This is a genomic window from Flavobacterium sp. (genome assembly GCF_036759525.1).
In the GTDB taxonomy this organism is placed as follows: Bacteria; Bacteroidota; Bacteroidia; order Flavobacteriales; family Flavobacteriaceae; genus Flavobacterium.
Window position 1 is genome coordinate 325,430 of sequence record NZ_DAIOUN010000001.1, and the last position, 20,108, is coordinate 345,537.

The following is a 20,108-nucleotide window of genomic DNA, read 5'->3' on the forward strand; positions in this document are numbered from 1 at the left end:
AGACGGTTTTGCGTTATCTTTAATTAATTTTTTCTAAAAATTTACAATAAAAAAAACCTCCAAGTTTCCTTGAAGGTTTCAGAGGCATCGCCCTCCCGATAGCTATCGGGATAACCGGGTTAGACGGTTTTGCGTTATCTTTAATTAATTTTTTCTAAAAATTTACAATAAAAAAACCTCCAAGTTTCCTTGAAGGTTTCAGAGGCATCGCCCGGATTCGAACCGGGGTAGACGGTTTTGCAGACCGGTGCCTAGCCGCTCGGCCACGACGCCATATAATCGGATGGCAAATGTATATAAAAAGTTTAAAGTTAAAAAACTAAACTTCAAAAAACTTTTGTAAAAGTAAACTTAATCTTAAATTTATGAGATTCCTCATTCTTCGGAATGACAATATTGTGTTGAAAACTTGAAACAAAATCAATTCCTATATTCCTCCATCACCACCGTTACCGCTTCTACATCGCCACCAATAGGGGGATTGAGTTTTGAAACCGAAACTAGAACACGAGAAACTGCCGGAAGTTCGTCAAAAATTCGTTTGATAATTCTTCGTCCAACATGTTCTAAGAGTTTTGATCGAATGGCCATTTCTTCTACTACAATTTGATTCAAATGCACATAATCAACTGTATCTTTTAAATCGTCTGATAGCGAAGATTTTCGCATATCGGTTTTGATTTCCAAATCTACAGAATAATCGGAGCCTATTTTACTTTCTTCAATCAAGCAACCGTGAAACGAAAATGTTCTGATGTTTTGTAATTTGATAATTCCCATTTGTTTTTTAATAAGTACAGGGACAATTACTGATTCCTTGAAAAATGTCTAAGCCAATAGTTACCATATGCGTTCCGGAGTTGTAATTGATCAACTTGTTAAGGGTAACTTGATAGGAATAAGCAAAATAAAAATTATTCTTTTTAATCCCTGCCATGGGTCCGATATTTAAAGGTTCTAATAACTGATCGTTTAAAAAGCGATAGGATATTCCCGCCCAGTAATAATCTTCAAAGTTATAAAATCGTAGCTTCAAATTCAAATCGGTAGTTGATCTTTTATCACTTTCAAAATATTGAAAGAAAACAGAGGGTTCTACTTCGGTATCGCTGTTTTGAAAAGTTCGGAACTTGTAACCGCTAAAAAATTGATAGTTTCTTAATTCTAAGGGCTCAATATCATTAAAAATATCTACATTTTTATTTAACAAGTTGGCCGCTGTAAAACTGGCATAAAATCCGTTTATACGATACAGAATTCCTACATCTGCATTGTGATTGGTAAGCCTTCTATCGTCAACAACACCAAAATCGGTTCCGTTAAAATTTTCGGTTTCAATTCGAAATTGATTCAGATTATACGAAATACCGAAAGATAGGTATTGTTCTTCATATTTATCTAAAACCAAATGGTGAGCAAAGCTGAATTTTAATCCCGATTGGCGGGTATTTCCGTTTCTATCATTGTATAAGTAAACACCTATTCCGGATTGATCATGAATACGCATATCTGCAGCTAAAGATTGATTTTGTGGAGCATTTTTTATGCCAACCCATTGCGTTAATCCGTTGGCACGTATTTTAACATGGTCTCCAATTCCGGCATATACCGGTGATATTACAAACGGATTATCTGCTAAATATTGAGTAAATGAAGGAAGATTTAATTCCTGAGACTTTCCGTTTAAGAAGGCCAATAACATGAAAAGTGGGGCTATTTTTTTCATAGTGTATGTGATATGTGATTTAAACCCTGCCAAATAAATCATAATATTGGGCAGGATTATTTGTATTATCTATATAAAGTTACGTTTCCAACAATTTGTCTTCCATTATCCAAAACAATCGTGTACCAATAATCTCCGGTAGGTAACAGAGCACCATTGTAACGACCATCCCAAGAACCGGTTTGTCCAAATTGGGTTATTATTCGGCCATATCTGTCAAATACTTGGATTTGAACATTAGGAAAACCATCTAAATTGTTAGGTTGCCATGTATCATTTTCTCCATCATCGTTTGGAGTGAAGAAATTAGGAATATCGATATCAATAAAAGTAATATCAATTTGTGTGGTAACCGAACAATTGTTACTATCTACAACGGTAACCGTATAGGTATTGGTTGAAAACACATTGATTACCGACTGATTGCCATAATTGGTTCCGTTTAAAAAGTAGGTATATGAACCTGAACCTCCGGCGGCATTTATAGTAATCTGATTCGGATTACTTTCAATTACACTAACCGTTAAAGGCTGTGCATTTTGAACTGTGAAAGTAAGTGTTTCGGTACATCCAGTTGTATGAAGAACCGTAATTGTGTGAGATCCATTGGATAAATTGGTAAACTGAGGACTATTTTGAAAGGGTAAGCCATCCAAAGAGTAAGTTACTTGTGAAGCTACAGTTCCGGAAACATAAACTGTAACTCGGTTCTGAATTGGATCGTCAAAACAAAAATAACGCACATCAATTTCAGCATCTAGAACTACACCTCCATCAACAGCAACTACCAAACTGGTTTGACATCCATTGGCATCTCTAACGTAAATGGTGTAAGATCTGCCTCCGGCTAGATTTTCAAATAATGTTTGATTGGTTACAAAGTTAGAATTCGGATTTAAACTTGTTTGGTAAGGGGCTGTTCCTCCTTGAATTGTGATTTCAATAGCACCCAGATTATCACCCGCACACAAGTCTGAGAACATCGTTTCTAATTGAGCTACCAAGGTATTTGGTTGTGTAATGGTTATAGTTTCTGTTCGGGTACATTGTATGCCGTCTCTCACGATTACAGTGTAATTTCCGGCAGCCAAATTACTAAACGTAGAAGCTGTTCCAAATTGGTTTAAATTAGGTGAAATAGCATACTCTAAAGTACCGGTTCCGCCTGTGGCATTAATTTGTATGGAACCATTGGTAAGTCCGTTACAAGTTACAGGAGTTGTGTTGAAAGTAAATTGTAAAGGTGTTGAAGGTTGAATTACAAAAGGAACTTGTTGTTCACATCCGTTAGTATGTCTTACGGTAATGGTATGATTTCCTACTGCAACATTTGTAAATGATGCACTAGATTGAAATGCTCCTCCATCTAAAGCATAGGATACTTCATTTTGAACAGCTGTATTAACCGTAACCGTTACTGTATTTCCTACTACATTTCCGGTACACAAATAGGTTATATTGACATTTGGAGTAAGCAATACCGCACTTTGTAATGGCACATTTAAAGTGCTTATGCAATTATTAGCATCTCTAATGTAGATAGTATAAGTTTGACCTCCCGTTAAATTTGTAAAATTCACTTGATTGGATACAAAATTATTAGGGTTATTTAAACTAGTAGCATACGGACCTACTCCACCCGAAATAGCTAGGGTTATACTTCCATTACCATCTCCTACACATAATTCTTGTGTAATAGCACTCACGGTTGTATTTACAGCAGTAGGTTCTGAAATGGTAAAATCTTGACTAACGGTACAACCAATCTCGTCACGTGCCACAATGGTGTAGTTTCCGGCTGTTAAATTATTGAAAGTATTCAAGGTTCCAAAGGTTCCCAAATTGGGTGAAATAGCATATTCTATTAGTCCTGTTCCTCCGGAAGTACTTGCAGTTACACTACCATTCGTTCCAGCGTTACAAGCAACATTCTGAAGGTTTGTAATATTCAATTGTAAGGGTTGATTGTCATCAATATTTACCGTAACCGTTTTAATACATCCATTGGTATGTTGCACCGAAAAAATATGGGTTCCGGAAACTACATTTTGGAAAAGGTTTGAACTTTGATAAGTTCCGCCATCCAAGGCATATTGAACATTGCCCATGGCAGAGGCATTTACTGAAACCGTAACGGTATTTCCGGGAACATTTCCGGTACAATTGTAGGTTACAGTTGCAGAGGGAACAACCTCTTCGGGAGCATTTAAAAAGACATAAGCAATGGTTTCACATCCGTTTGCATCGCGAACGAAAATGAAGTAATCTGTACCTCCGACAAGTCCGGAAAACGAAAGTTGTCCTTCTACAAATGCGGCCGGATCCGGATTATTCAAACTGGTAAAATAGGGTGCAGTTCCACCGGTTACAGTTACGTCAAACGATCCGTCATTATCTCCCAAACACAAGTTTTGAACTACATTAGCCACATCGGCTAGTAATGGTAGAGGTTCTGTAATTTCAATATCCAGCAATTGGAAACATCCTTTTTGATCTTGAACTATAATTTGATAGTTACCCGGGGCTAAATCTGTAAACAATCCGGTGTTAAAAAATTGATTTAAGTTTGGAGAAATTGCAAACTGAATTGTTCCGGTTCCACCTTGAGTAAGGATTTCCACACTACCATTCTCACCACCTGCACAAAGTACCGAGGTTATATTTACATTGGTAACCACAAGCTCGTTTGGTTCGCCTATTTGAATCGTACTGGAATTAGCAATACAGTCGCCACTTTCCACCCGTACCGAATAGATTCCAGAAGGTAAGTTAGCAAAAGTACCATTTGGCTGAGGTCCGGCAATAGCTGTATTGGAACCATCAAATAAGGTATAACTGTAATTTCCTAATCCACCGGTTGCATCTGCAATAATAACAGCTGTATTTTCGCCAAAACAATTGATGTTGGCACTGTTTAAATTCAGATTTAAATCTAAATTTGGAATCATATTTACCGTTACTTGATTGGTATTTACAGCCGTACAATTATTAGCATCCCGAACAAAAAACTGGTAAACTCCAGGTCCCACATTGTAAACCGATTGTGAAGAATAATTAATTCCATCTGAGCTGTATTGATAAGGTGGAGTACCTCCGGTTGCCGAAATTGAAAGGGTTGCATTGGTAGTACAAGTTAATGTTGAGTCAACAGTTAATGAAGCTATTATATTTGAAGGTTCGGTTATTTGAACTGTAGGAGTAGTAAAATCACATCCCCAACCATCCGTAAGGGTAATGCTATAAATTCCGGCACCTAAACCTGTAAAAGTAGGTTCTATTTGTGATCCGGAACTGCTCACAATAGTTGTTCCACTTGCATCGTATTGGTTTAAAATGTATTGATAAGAGCCTTGACCTCCCGTAACACTAGTTGCAGTTATAGAAGCAGTAAAATCACCTTGACACAATAAAAGGGTTTGAGAGGCATTTAATGTAGCGTTAATTAAATTGGGTTGAGTTAAAACAACAGTTGTACTTACAATACATCCTCCGGAGTCTCTGGTTGAAACCAAATAGGTACCGGCAGATAAATTGGTAAATAAAGCATTAGTTCCATAAGGCTGAACGGTAACACCGGTTGATGTATTAATCAATTGGAATTCAAAATTACCCCAACCACCTGATGCCGTAGCACTTATTTCACCTTCAGAATTAGTACATGTAACATTAGCTGTTTCCGATGCAGCAATTACTAAATTTGAAGAAGGTGATACAATGGTAAATGTATTACTTGTAGCACTACAGAAAGGGGTTCCGGTAGCCACAACAGAAAGTGTGTAATTTCCACCGGAAAGACCTCCAATTACCAATGGATTTACAGTTGTGTTACCATTTCCGGAACTTACTATTGTTCCCAATTCGTTTAGAATTTCATAGGTGTACGTTCCGCTATATCCGTTTACGTTTAAAGAAACACTTCCATTGGTATCTCCAAAACAAATGACAGCATCTACAGCAGTAGCAGTAACGTTTAGGGTATCAAATGGAGTAATTTCATAGGGTAAAGAAATTTGGGTACATCCGGTAATGTTATCGGTAATTAAAAAGGAATAACTGCCTGGTGTACTTAGGTTAAAAAGGGCTTGAAATACACCTGCACCCGGAGTTATAGGAGCTTGAGTACCAACCGGCAAAACTTCAAAGGTAAAATCTCCTGAGCCGCCAACAACACTTACCTCAACCTCTTCATCATTCAAACAGGTAATACCAGATACCAAATTGGTTTGGATTGATTGTATTTCAGGTAACGGATTTAGTACTATTGGAGTAGTGGTGATACAACCATTTGAATCTCTAACGGTCACCGTAATATTTTGAACAGAACCGGTATCTGCAATTTCAAATACAGGATTACTGAAGAACGCAGTTCCATTTATACTATAAAAATAGGGTGCAGTTCCGCCGTTGGCAGTTACTGTTAGTTGCGAGGCTTCAAAATTATTTTGGGCATCACATTCAAATGCAGTAGCCGAAGCCGAAACTGTCAAAGCACTTGGTTCGATAATATTAAACGATTCTATACGTGTACAATTTCGGGAAGAAGTAACCGTTACCGTGTAGTTTCCTCCTGGTAAATTGGTAAATAAACCATTATTTTGAATTACAGGTGGGTTACTTCCGTTTGATAAGGTGAACGTGTAAACGGGATTCGTATTTGAAGCATCTAAAACAAGAGTAATACTTCCATTGGAGGCTCCTTCACAAGTTACATTAGTAAAGCTTGATGAAAAAGATACCGGAATTGGATTATCCAAAACAACACTTACTTGACGGTTACAACCGGTTACTAAATCATTAATTTCAATTGTATAGGTTCCGCTATTTAAGTTTGAAAATTGGGGATTCGTTTGGTTGGCTATCAATGTTGTTCCGGAACCATCTAAAAGATTATAAGTAAACGAACCGCTTCCTCCTGATGGAGTCAATGTAATTTGTCCATCGTTTCCAACACAAGAAACAAGTGCAGTAACAGTAGGGCTTAACTGTAGTGGTTGAGGTATAGATACAGTTGCTGTAGCAATACATCCATTAAAGTCACGAACTCGAATACTGTAATTACCAGAAGTTAAGTTGGTATACGTAAAAGTTGGTACAGTTTGAGTTTGAAAAGCACCGCCATTGATGCTAAATGTATATGGAGCAATGCCTGGTGATGTTAACGAAACTTCTAGGGTAAAGTTTCCTTGTGTAGCACTACATAAGTTGGTTACCACAGCACTTATAGAAGGAGCAGGATCGGTAGGTACAAATACGGGTGTAGATTGAATACAACCGTTTGCATCTCTTACATATAAAACGTAGTTTCCACCTTCTACAAAGAATATGTTGGTTGGAATACCGGCCCAAGTAGCTACAGTTGGTGCAGGGTCACCTGCATTAACCAATTGAAATTGATAAGGAGCGGTTCCAAATTGAGCAACTCCAGATATTCTTCCTCGGTTTAAATTACAATTATCGTTTCGTGTTACATTGGCTCCAACTTGTAATAAGTTAGTAGATTGAAAGATATTAAATGCAGCAGAAGAAGCCGTACACCCGGCAAAAGCACCACCCACTTCGGTGAATAAAATGTAGTAATTACCGGGAGCCAGTGGACCTAAGTTCGTTGCACTTATTGGTGACCCCGTAAGAGGTGAAAGGGTTCCTGTAATTCCGGTAGTTGTGTTAGATTGAGAAGTAAAAATTTCATATCCTATGGCTGTTGCTCCTAAATCATAGTTACTCAAAGTAACGTTTACATATCCATCAGAATTTCCGGTACAACTCACATTGGCAATAGTATCTAAAACTATATTTAAGTTGGATGGCGTATTGATAGGCGTATCAGCTGTTTTGAAATAGTAACAATCTGTAACCAAATCATGTACAACAAATGTGTAAATAACACCAGGTATCAACCCGGTAAAAGTTGACGATTCCGGAGTTCCTAAATCGGCCGGTTGGTACGAGGATGAGTATGGAAGCGTGTTAGTCTCCAAAATAGCAAATTCATAAGAACCACTACTCACAGCAGCGGTTACCGATATAATTGCAGTACCTCCGGTTGTACAATCTACCGTTGAGGTACTTACATCAATTATCAAATCACTTGGAGGTGAAGCAATAGTAATATTTTGATTGGCAACTACACAACCGTTTGAATCGATAACCTCAACACTGTAAATTCCGAAGTTTAAAATTACAAAAGAATGATTTTCATTTGATGTTGTGGTATACGTATCAATAAATCCAAAATTATTGAATAAATTGTAAGTATAAGGAGCCGTACCTCCGGTTACTCCTTGTACTCTAATTTCACCAAATGAAGTTCCACCCGGATTGTTACAGGTTATATCTACTGTACTTATGGAAAAGTTAAGCGGACTTGGTTCTGTTATGGTAAAGGTTTCCGTATCAGTACAATTATTTGAATCAATCAACGTAATTTGATATACTCCAGCATTCAATCCCGAAGTAACGGTACCATAATTGACACCTGTAGTAGTATTGATTATTTCAAAGAAAAAAGGAGCCAATCCGGCTAAATTGTTTACAGAGATAACAATTTCGGCATCACTTCCACCATGACAAAGTATAGGTTGGATTTGATTTACCGCAACAATTTCGGGTAATGTTAATGGTGAGATAGTTAAAACATTGGTTTCAAAGGTACAACCTTGTGCATCGGTTACTAAAAACTGATACGTTCCCGAGTTATTGGTGGTGTAAGTAAAACTTGAACCCGCCACATTAGTACTACCGGTGTAGGTTCCGGAGTTGAAAGAAGTTTGAAATGTATAAGGTGCGAGGCCTCCTGAAATTGTAATTTCAATAGCAGCATCTGGAGTGATACTACAATCTAAAGGCTTAACTATTGCAGTATTTGAAACCAATTCTGGATAGATAGTTTGTGTGATACTATCGGTACAACCAAAGGCATCTGTTACCAAAATAGTGTAAGTTCCCGGTTGCAAATTGTTAAAAACCCCATTATTTTGAGCTAAACCTCCATTTAAACTGTAAGAATAAGGAACTACACCTCCCGTTACTGTAATTGCTAATGAAGCCCCATTCGCATCAAAGCACAAGTCAGTTGATGCCGCAAGAACAGCAACAGGATTAGTTGGTGTAGTTAAATTAAATGTATTGCTCACAATACATCCATTGCTATCTTGAACTTGAACCGTATAAGCACCTGTTAGAGTTAAATTGGGGAATATGCCCGAATTTTGTGGTCCAACTTGGGTTCCGTTAGGTTGAAGTAATGTATAAAGATTGGATCCCCAACCCCCGGTTGCTGTAATTTGTACACTTCCTGCACCAATACATGTAATTGGATTAACGGTTAGTGTAGCTGTTAGTGCACTTGAAGGTTGAGATACAGTAACTGAAGCAGAATCGGTACAATTGGTTAAAGTATCAGTTACCAAAAGGGTATAAACAGAAGCATTCAATCCGTTTACTACATGGTTTGAAAGCGTACTTCCTGTAGCCGATGCAACAACAGTTCCCGAGCCATTTGTTACAGTGTAATTGTATGGATTGTTACTATTTACAGTGAAAGTTAAAGAACCATCAGAACCCCCAAAACAAGAAACATTTGAGGTAACCTGACCCAATACAGAAATTGGATTAACCGGAAGTAAAGTATAGTTTTCTTGATAATTACAACCATTAGAATCGGTTACTTGAAAAGTATAAGTTCCGGCTTGTAGATTTGTAAATGTTGGATTTGCATTATTTACAATTGCACTACTTGAAGGAGCAATGATTTCATAAACAAAAGGTCCGGTTCCTCCTGTAACTGCCAAAGTTATAGAAGATGTTAAACTCGGACACGTTAAAGGTGTTGCTGTAAATGAAAGATCGGTAGGTCTAACTAATGGATTGATTGTAATTGGATTTGTAACCCAAAGACAGTTATTTGCATCTCTAATCGTTATCGTGTAAGTGCCTGCCGTTAAATTCGAAAATACAGAGTTGGTTCCAAAGGTTATTCCGTTTATACTGTATTGATAGGGAGCTGTTCCCCCACTTACACTACCGGGTTGAATTCCTATGGTAGCTCCCGTATTTAAACAAGTGTAATTACTCAATAAAGTTGCAGTACCCATAAGTGGAGCCGGTTCTGTTATTGTGTAATCTGCCGGAAAATTACATACTCTATTTCCTTGACGTTGAATCAATACTACGGTATATTGACCAGCAGGTAATCCGGTAAATATTCCCGAGTTATTACTAGCTATAACTTGACCGCTACTATTTAGCAATTGGTAGGAAACCTGATATCCATTTGCAGCTACCAAATTGTAGATTACAGAACCATTAGACGCACCGGCACAAGTAACATTTTGAACACTGGTTGTAAATACAACATTAGGAACCAAATTAATAGTAACCGGATTGGATAAAGCTGTACAATTATTGCGATCTACAACAATGAATTGATAAGTGCCTTGTTGTCCAAAAGGAATATCAAAAATTACACTGGTTTGAAAGTCCGAACTCGTTGGGTTTTGTAAAACTCCATTGTAACTGTAAATTGCATAAGTGTAAGGCGGTTGACCTCCACCGGCATTAACTTGAATATTTCCCTCGTTACAAGTAATATGTTGCGAGATAACTGCGGTTAATGTTATTGTGCTTTGATTGATAATAGTTACGTTTTGCGTAGAAGTACAACCATCATCTGTAGTAACTGTTACAGTATAAGTTCCCGGATTTAGATTTTGAAAAGTATAATCATTATCGGTTACTAAACCACTAGAAATAGTTACCGGACCAGTTATTGAAAAAGTATATTGAGGTGCCGCATTCAAGGCTTGTACTCTCAGGCTACCAAAACCATTACAATTGGCATTTTGAGGAATAACGTTTACACTAAATGTATTTTGTTGGATACCAATATTTCGCACTTCAAACACACAACCATCCGTAACTCCTTGTTGTCTTACTTGAACAAAATATATTCCCGATTGTGTAATAGTAAAGTTTGGACTGTTTTGGTAAGGAACCAATATTGTATTGGTAGTTTGATTGATTAACTGATACTCATAGTTGGCCGGTAGATTGGTAATTTGAATAGATCCTTGACTGTTACAAATGATGTTTGTTGCGGTATACTGAATATCTAACAAATTGGTAAAAACATTGAAATAGTACCGTGTGAAACAGCCGTTTTGATAATTGATAGTAACTCTGTATTGACCGGATGTAGTTGCGTTAAAATTGGCACCGGTACCAACTTGATTCCATGTACAACTTGGGTTTTTGTTGGCACAATCTGCAATTCCTACTGCCGGACAGCTGTTTTCATTTAATACCTCCCAAACTATGCTAACAGCGTCGTTTATTCCGGTTTGAATGAGTCTACTGTCATTTACACCACATAAGAAAATAAGTGGCAATTGTTCACCATCATTAGGACAAGTAACAACCTCATCTGCAAAAGGGATAATAGGATTTGCTTGTGTAGCTCCAAAAAGAGTTACGTTAAAGGTTTGGGTTATCCCAATACAAGGTGGTGTTGGAACATTTACCACAGTATAGGTGCCAACACTGCTCACGGTAATAGTTTGGCTGGTTCCAATTACAGTTCCTGCACTATTGGTCCAAGTGTAGCTTTCATAACCATTTGCCGCTGTAAGTTGAATACTACTTCCACATAAAATTTCATTGGTAGTAAAAATACAATCGTCTATATCTACCAAAAAGTTGGCAGGACCCGGTTGACCAAATCCGCAGCTGTCTAGTCCGGCAAAGCTTGGATCGTCAGAAATTACATTGGTATTCAAAACGCCTTGATAAGTGGTATAAGCTTGATTTTGGATTAGATTAGAACAAGCGTCCTCCAATTCGCTACAAGTTGTAGCAACTTGTACCCGAATTCTTATGGTGTAAATAGGGTCTCCGATTTCTAATAAATTATCAGGCAAAGTAAAAACCAATTCATCGGTTACCGGATTGTGTGTAAAAGTTACCCCGGGAGCCCCACTCAAATCGGCCGAGATAAAACTTGTATTTATAGGTAAAATATCTCTAATGGTAGCATTGGTCGCATCATCATTACCAATGTTTTGAAATGTGATTACATAGTCTAAAAATTGCCCTAGATTAACATCAGCCCCCGCGATGTCATTTCCGGCTATGTCTTGCACGTTTTTAACTAATTTTATTTCCGGCTCAATGATTTCTACATTCAAAGCATTGAAAAACATAAAATAAGCATCTTGATTTGAGGTAATTCTCAAGGTAGCTTGTGTTTCATTGTTAGGCAAAACAGAATTTAACGGATTGTTTATAGCAATAATATCTCCATCATAACCCAGTGTGTTTAAACTGTTGGGTGTTCTCAGGTTAAAGTCGGTATCATTAAGTGTAATTCGACTGTTGAAAAAATTGTTTGCCGTGTTTAATGTGTTACTTAAGGGTGTAAAAACCGTATTCGAATTGGCTCTTATAAGCAATTGATCTCCTGTAATTCGGTTATCGCCCTCTAAAGCAGCTGAAGCCAATCTGGCTCTAACGGGAAACGGAGCCGGTAAAGTTGTAAACCCACTATAATTGATGTCTACCTGACCAATGTTAGCTCTTACCCCCGCAAAGCCATCATATGAAGTTATGTACTTACCGGTTAATGTTGGATTTTCATAAACAAAGAAGATAGTCCAACCTCCAGAAACACCTCCTCCACTTATAAAACCTTGAGTAGCTTTGATATTAGCTACGGTATATTCACCCTCCGGATTGGATAATCCGGAAACCAAGTTGGTTATATCTGCATAACAAGCATAAGGACTATTGGATATAAAGTTTGCATTTGTAAACCCATCAAAAATTATTTGTCCTGTAATATCTTGGTAAGCCCCACCGGGTAATTTGAGTTTTATTTGATTAAAATTATTTTCTCTAATATTATCTCCATCTCCATTGGTGGTAGAAAAACCGTTATTGTAACGATAGGTTGCAGACCAATACAGTCCCGCATAAACAATTTTGTTACAACCGTTATTAGGAATAGATAAAGTTGCACTACTCGAACTGAATGTCGAGGCATCTCCATCTATATCGATATAACGCATGTTCAAATTGTCGTTAAATTCGGAGGAATTACCTAGCAAATTATAAGCGGTATTGGGTGTATTGGTAGCATCTTGTCTGTTTACTATATTGTTGGATATCAGTGTCATATCTCCTTTGAGATTTTGCTGAAACCGAACAGTAAACGGAACGGCTACTTGGGCATGTAGGTTGGTACCCAAGAGGTAAAAACAAGAGAATAGAACTATTGTTTTTAAGGTGTAGGTTAAGTGGGGCATTTTCATTTTGGGTTTATTTAATGTTGATGTTCATAATCCATATTTCATCAAAATAGGTATTGTCTACATTCGTGTAATACGAGATCAGGGCTTCACTCCATTCCGAATGTTTTTTGAGATATACATATCTGTAATTGTTTTTTGGATTCACAAAATAGTTGGCTTTAACTCCTTGCTTTTTTAATTTTTGTAAAAAATCTTCGGCAAAGGTTGGGTCGGAGAATACATTGGCAATGATGTAAAATCCGGGCTCTTGATTGTCTACTTGCAGGTAAATATTTTTTCGGGCAGTAGCTCTTTTTTTGTCGGTTAATTTAGAATAGTATTCTTTTATTTCATCATCGGTTAATTTAAATTTGGTTTTAGCTGAATTATCATTGGGTGTAGTGCTTGATTTTATTTCGGTTAATTTTCGTTCTATTTCTTGTTCTTTTGATGCTTTTTTAGGGGTTTCTATTTTAATATTTTCTTTTTTCGTAGCCGATTTCATCGAAGCTAGTTTTGTTGTTATATCGTATTCTTCCTTTGTTTCATTTTTAATAACTTTATTATTAACCATGGTTTTGGTAGTAGTGGTTACTGTTTTTTCTTCGGTTACCATTGCCTCTGGAGTTTCACAATTACAGTCTTTTTCAGCTATAGTAGTTTCTAATCTTTTGATATATTGTATTAAGTTTTCAATTCTTTTTTCAAATTCTTCTTTTGCCATAGATTCCACAGAATCTTGCTTGATAATCATATCTAATAGCTTTAAATGGTCTTCACTTAATGTCAATTTTAATTTTTCTATTTCACCATTTCTATCGTAACGTGAGTTTGCTTTAGACGCGGTTTTGGCTTTTGTAGAGGTGCTGGGTTTGGTTTTTACAGGAATACTAGGTGTTGTTTTTTCAGTTTCTATTTCCGGTTCTTCAAATTCTTCTTCGAATTCTTCGGTTTCTTGGAAGGCTATTTTTTTTGTTTTTAATGGTTTTACAGGTTGCGGTTTTTTAACCGAGTTTCGAGTATTTGAAATTTGATTTCCCGAGTTGAATCGGTACGACAAAGTAATTTCATGGGTAGGACCAAAATTTACCAATCCTTCATTTATAACCCTTTCATAGGTGTAACCCAAAGAAAGTTTTTGAGTTAAGTGTGCCCCTCCTCCTATTCCTACTCCATAAAAATCATCTACACCGGCTTGAATCCATCCCAATTTAGGATAGTTAACCAGTACCGATCCACCCATTTGAAAACCATCGGTTTGGTTGATTTTACCTCGTAATAGTAATCTGAAAAACCCGGATTCAAACATACCTTCTTGAGCTTCCATTTGGTGATGGTACATCAAATGTGAATTGAATGTTTTTTCAGAGAAATCCTTAATGGTTTCACTTGATTTGAAATTGTAATCAACGGCATTATCTACAGAAACACCTAAGTCAAAACTTCCCCATGTTAAGTTGAGTCCCGGATTTAAAGTCAAAACAGATTGATTTCGTAAGGCCAATATTTGCGGATCGGGTTCGTTACTTACCACTCTGTTTCTGTTTACCCCGGTTGTATAATAGGCCAAATTGAAACCCAATGTAAGTTTCATTTTTTCTTGCAGCTGAATTTCATAAGCATAGTTACCAACTCCCCCAAAGCTTGTGATTACACCTAGGTTTTGTTGAAAAAGACCAATTCCAACACCGGCTCTTTCTCCATACCTTCCGGTATACGAAAGCATATATAACTCTGGTGAATCATCAAATTCAATCCATTGACTTCTGTGATATAGCGTGAGATAGGTTTCGGTTTCACGAACCGCAGAAAAGGTAGGATTCATTATAAACCTATTTAGCAATAAGGCATTTTGGGTGGGTAGCTTAAAGGTTAAAACGGGTTCTTCTTGTGCCCATCCCGAGTGTACAATAAACCAAACCAATAAGAGTGAAAGTAGTTTTGTTTTCATTTTCTTATTGAATTAGGGTTATTGAACCTTTTTTTACTATGGCCTCATTTTCGGAAATGGTATAGTAATATACAGGTTCTTTTTTTGACACTTGTAATCCGGGTTCCGGCCAATTGTTTTGATAGTTTCGGGTTCTGTAAACTACTTTTCCCGTAGAAGAATATATGGTAACCTCTACTTCTTCTTTGTTGACATACTCATTAGGTATTGACCAAAAATCGTTTTTCCCATCATTATTCATGGTTACAACGTTTGGAACTACGGTACTGGTGTTTTCAACAACTGTAACAGTGAAAGATGTACTGTATTCACAACTTCCAGTAGTGCCTATTACAGTATAAATTCCGGGTTGTGTAACCTGGAAATCAGTACCGGTTCCAACGATTGTATTTTCTAGCATCCAAACATAGCTGGTGGCCCCGGATGCGGTTACATTTCTGGAGCCTCCTTGTATTAGGGTAATGTTTTGCGGAATAGATAAACTTATTCCGTTTGAGGTTTCTACACCAACATTTATAAGGCTTGAAGTGTAGGTACATCCTTGAAAAACAGCTGTCAAGAAATAGCTCCCGGGCGTATTAACTGTTAACTCTAACGAAGTTCCCAAAATTTGATTGCTTCCTTCTGCATACCAAGCCAATTCATACTGTGAATTTGTAACCGTAGAACTCAAAACTACCTCACCTCCGTTTTCACATAAAGTACCGCTAGAGGATAACACAATAGTTTCGGCTACCCCTAAATGAATCGTAACATTATTCGAAATTACATTTGGAAAATTAGGTATTTGAACTCTTAATTCATACGTTCCGTTAAGTGCATTAGAACTAACATTAAAAGTTGTACTACTCGAAGATTGAATCATTGTTCCATTTCGATACCAATCGTAAACATAACCAAATGAATTAGAAAGTAAGGATTGGGTTTCTGAGTTTCCAATTGCTTGAAATGAAGTTATACTCAGAGTGGCTTGTGTGCTACTGCAGTTTTCATATCCTGAATTTGGGGCAATTGTTACTGTAAATGAGTTAGGATATTGTAAAACTACTGTAGCTTCTTGAGTAGCATTACAACCTACACTTTGTGTCACTTGAACTCTATATGTTCCGTCTTCTGTTGCATTGTAAGTTGAAGATGTTGCTCCGGCTATTATAGCGTTGTTTCTGAACCATTGAAATTGAGGATTGTTGGCATTGGTTGTCACGCTTAATGTTTTGGATTCTCCGGGTATTAGTAAAGTACTTCCGGAATAATTGAGCTCTGCAGTTATACTGTTCTCTATCAAATTTACCGTGGCCGATGTTGCATTACAGCCCGTATGTGATAGTACTAAATAATAATTACCTATTTGATTTGTAGTGTAGCTGGGTTGTGTAGCTCCGGTAATAAGCACATTGTTTCGATACCATCTGTAGCTATATTCAGAATGGGTAACCGAGCTTTGTAAAGTTACAGTAGATACTCCACACAAAGCCCCTATAATTGATAGGGTTGGTGTTTCTAAACGCAGATTTACCGCTATACTGTTGGTTTCAAATGGAGCATATCCGGGTATTGTTATTCTAAGTTTGTAGTTTCCATTTTGAGTAGCATTAGCTATAGTATAACTGGTTGATGTAGCTCCGGTAATAGGGTTATTGTTTAGTAACCATTGGTAAGTATAGGTTGAATTCGTTGTGTTTACCGGAATATTTCCGTTTGTTGTTTGAGCTGTTAATGTTGCCAAAGTCAATGTGCTCGAAGAACTACTACAGGCTAAATAATCTCCATTATTTTGAATGGTTCCGCTAAATCCTGTTGGAAATTGAACCGTAACATTAAGTTCTTCAGATACATTACAAATAGTGTTTTCGGTAACAATTAACGTATAAATTCCAGGTTGATTTACCGTGTAAGTAGGCGAATTAGCTCCTGAAATCAACACATTATCTTTTTTCCATTGATAGGTTGGGGTTACTGCATTGGTTATACTAGTTATGGTTAATGTCTCTCCGGGAATAAGAATTTCTATGGGGTCTACATCCCAATCTACTAATAAATCCACTAATTCTAAGAAGATAGCATTGGACTCAAACTCACATCCACCAAATGTGATTTTTAATTTATAGGTGCCTTCTTGGGTTGCCGAATACGTTGCGTTTGTGGCTCCCGAAATGGCAACATTGTTTTTAAACCATTGGTATGCGTATCCAGAATTTTGATGTGACGATGTAAGTATTCTGGGGTTTCCGTTACAGATAACTTCTTCTCCATTTGAAGCACTTATGCTTAAATTTATTCCGGATGTCACATTTACAGTCACAATGTTTGAATAGGAATTCATTACACAACTACCATAATCAACAATGGCATAATAGTTTCCGGATTGTGTAATGTTTAATGAAGGTCCTGTTGCTCCGCTAATTTCTGCAAAATTCCGATACCATTTGTAGTTCAAACCGCTATAAAATAAAGGCGAAGCTGGAGTTCCGGTGGCATCAACTTGTAAGGTTGTATTTCCTCCTTCACAAAAAGATAAAGTTCCTATATTATTGTTTATTGAAAAAGGTTGGTTGTGTACCGCATAATAAGCAGAGAAAGCCACACTATTTGGGCTCGTTACTGCAGGAGCAGTACTTCTTACACGTATTCTGTAGTTTTCTCCTGCGGTTTGTGTAGGTAGGGCAAAATTTGCATTAACCGGTGATGTCGAACTTGTGACTGTAGTCAACGTAGTTGCAGTTCCAAAACTTCCGTTTGGATCCGACATTTCGATAATGAATTGATTACCCGATTGTATATTTGCGGTAGGAAATACTGTAAAAGTTAGGTTATAAGAATTGAAGTTTTGTGATGCACAGGCTTGTGTAAAACTTAATGAAGGAGTTCCAATAACTATCGTTTGTGCATAACCCCAAGAGTTTCCTAAAATCAGGAAACCTAAAGCTAGAGAAGCTAACAGTCTTTTTGGGGTAGTTGTAGTAACCATAAAACACTCCTTAAACCCGTTAGTTTTTCCCCAAAAACAAACGACTTTTTATTAATTTTTTGTAATCTTAATAGGCACTACACTACATTCAATTACGAAAAATAAACGATAAAGGTTTTACGCCGATTTTGTCAAATCTTTGTTAATTACTCTCCGAAAGTAAGTATTTTTTTTTCACAAAAATCATTTTTAACACATTTATCAACAGCTGAATGTAAAATTTGTGGAAAACCGTAACTGCAGTTCTATAAAACCGTAAATATTCTCTTGTTTTTTATTTTTTCAAATATGATAAAATAGGTAAGGTGTTCTAATCTTTGTTCCTTTTTTATGTATTTTTGTGGCTCATTTTAAGGAATTATGTCAGAAGAAAAGTCGCTCAATTTTATTGAACAAATTATAGAAGAAGATTTAAAAAACGGTTTTTCAAGAGAAAAACTACGTTTTCGTTTTCCACCGGAACCCAACGGATATCTTCACGTGGGTCACGCGAGTTCAATTTGTTTGAATTTCGGATTAGGGATTGATTACCAATCGCCTGTGAATTTGCGTTTTGATGATACCAATCCCGCCAAAGAAGAACAAGAATACGTTGATGCAATTAAACGCGATGTGCAATGGCTTGGTTTTCAGTGGGCCGAAGAACGCTATGCTTCTGATTATTTTCAAGAATTGTATGATTGGGCGGTTGAATTTATCAAAAAAGATAAAGCGTATGTAGACAGCCAATCTTCTGAAGAAATGGCCAAACAAAAAGGAACACCAACGCAAGTAGGTACCAATAGTCCTTTCAGAAGTCGTTCGGTAGAAGAAAATCTGGACCTTTTTGAACGTATGAAAAACGGAGAATTTCCGGAAGGAACGCATGTGTTACGAGCCAAAATTGACATGGCTTCTACCAATATGTTGATGCGTGACCCAATTATGTATCGAATTTTACATAAACACCACCACAGAACCGGTGATAAATGGTGCATTTATCCTATGTATGACTGGGCTCATGGCGAAAGTGATTATATTGAAGGCATTTCACATTCCCTTTGTACACTGGAATTTTTACCCCACAGAGAATTATACGATTGGTTTTTAGACCAAATTTACGACAGTACAAAAGTACGTCCAAAACAGAGAGAATTTGCCAGAAGAAACCTTTCACATACGGTTGTAAGTAAACGAAAGTTACTGCAATTAGTACAAGAAGGTCATGTTTCCGGTTGGGATGATCCGAGAATGAGCACGATTTCCGGTATGAGAAGACGTGGTTATACACCGGCTTCCATTCGAAATTTTGCCAAAACCATTGGTATTGCCAAACGAACCAATTTAATAGATGTTTCCCTTTTGGAATTTTGCGTTCGTGAGGATTTAAATAAAACAGCTCCTCGTGTCATGGCAGTTTTAAATCCGGTTAAGCTGGTGATTACCAATTATCCTGAAGGTCAAGAAGAGTGGTTGGATGCTGAAAATAATCCGGAAGAAGAAGTTTTAACGTATAGAAAAGTGCCTTTTTCCAAAGAATTATACATCGAAAGAGATGATTTTCAAGAAGAAGCCAATAAGAAATTTTTCCGTTTGACCTTAGGAACCGAAGTACGTTTGAAGAATGCGTATATCATTAAAGGTGAGCATGTTGTGAAAGACGCCAATGGAAATATTACCGAAATTCACGCAACGTATGATGTGGATTCTAAGTCGGGTAGTGGTACAGAGGCTAGTCAACGTAAAGTAAAAGGAACCATACATTGGGTTTCAATTCCGCATGCTGTAGAGGCAGAAGTGCGTATTTATGATCGTTTATTCACGCACGAAAATCCGGATGGGGATAAAGAAGTTGACTTTAAAAATTACATCAATCCCAATTCATTGGAAGTAATCACCGGATATGTTGAACCCAGTTTAACATCGGCTCAACCGGAAGATAAATTTCAATTTCAACGCCTAGGTTATTTTTGCACCGACAAAGATTCTTCTTCACAAAAATTAGTTTTTAATAAGACGGTTGGTTTGAGAGATACATGGGCAAAAGTAGAAGCGAAGGAGTAATTCATTTCTATAATAAAAAACTATATAAGCCACATTTTTTTGTGGCTTTTTCTATTATTTGTATTTTCTATTGGTTTTTATTTTCTATTGTTAAAAACAATTAAAAACGGCTTTTTTAGAGCGTTTTTTAGAAAAGAA

6 protein-coding genes and 1 tRNA gene are annotated in these 20,108 nt (G+C 36.9%); 1 reads left to right on the forward strand and 6 read right to left on the reverse strand.

Annotated elements, in window-relative coordinates; genetic code table 11:
• Nucleotides 1-202: 202 nt before the first annotated feature.
• From V7M80_RS01530 to V7M80_RS01555, 6 genes are all read right to left on the reverse strand, one after another.
• Nucleotides 203-273, reverse strand: a tRNA-Cys gene (locus V7M80_RS01530).
• A gap of 147 nt (nucleotides 274-420) precedes the next feature.
• Nucleotides 421-780: a dihydroneopterin aldolase gene (folB, locus tag V7M80_RS01535; RefSeq protein ID WP_333693529.1), complete on the reverse strand. Its 360-nt coding sequence runs from the start codon at nucleotides 778-780 to the stop codon at nucleotides 421-423.
• Between the two features lie 7 nt (nucleotides 781-787).
• Nucleotides 788-1,726 carry a PorP/SprF family type IX secretion system membrane protein gene (locus tag V7M80_RS01540; RefSeq protein ID WP_333693531.1) on the reverse strand — a complete coding sequence of 313 codons (939 nt, stop codon included), beginning with the start codon at nucleotides 1,724-1,726 and terminating at the stop codon, nucleotides 788-790.
• 65 nt (nucleotides 1,727-1,791) lie between these two features.
• Nucleotides 1,792-13,029, reverse strand: coding sequence for a T9SS type B sorting domain-containing protein (locus V7M80_RS01545; protein WP_333693533.1), 11,238 nt, complete (start codon nucleotides 13,027-13,029; stop codon nucleotides 1,792-1,794).
• A gap of 7 nt (nucleotides 13,030-13,036) precedes the next feature.
• Complete coding sequence (locus tag V7M80_RS01550; RefSeq protein ID WP_333693534.1) at nucleotides 13,037-14,959, reverse strand: PorP/SprF family type IX secretion system membrane protein; 1,923 nt, start codon at nucleotides 14,957-14,959, stop codon at nucleotides 13,037-13,039.
• A gap of 4 nt (nucleotides 14,960-14,963) precedes the next feature.
• Nucleotides 14,964-17,927 carry a gliding motility-associated C-terminal domain-containing protein gene (locus V7M80_RS01555; protein WP_333693535.1) on the reverse strand — a complete coding sequence of 988 codons (2,964 nt, stop codon included), beginning with the start codon at nucleotides 17,925-17,927 and terminating at the stop codon, nucleotides 14,964-14,966.
• 357 nt (nucleotides 17,928-18,284) lie between these two features.
• On the opposite strand from V7M80_RS01555, the gene V7M80_RS01560 reads away from it, so the two are divergent.
• On the forward strand, nucleotides 18,285-19,970 hold the full coding sequence (locus V7M80_RS01560; RefSeq protein ID WP_333693628.1) for a glutamine--tRNA ligase/YqeY domain fusion protein: 1,686 nt from the start codon (nucleotides 18,285-18,287) through the stop codon (nucleotides 19,968-19,970).
• Nucleotides 19,971-20,108 lie beyond the last annotated feature (138 nt).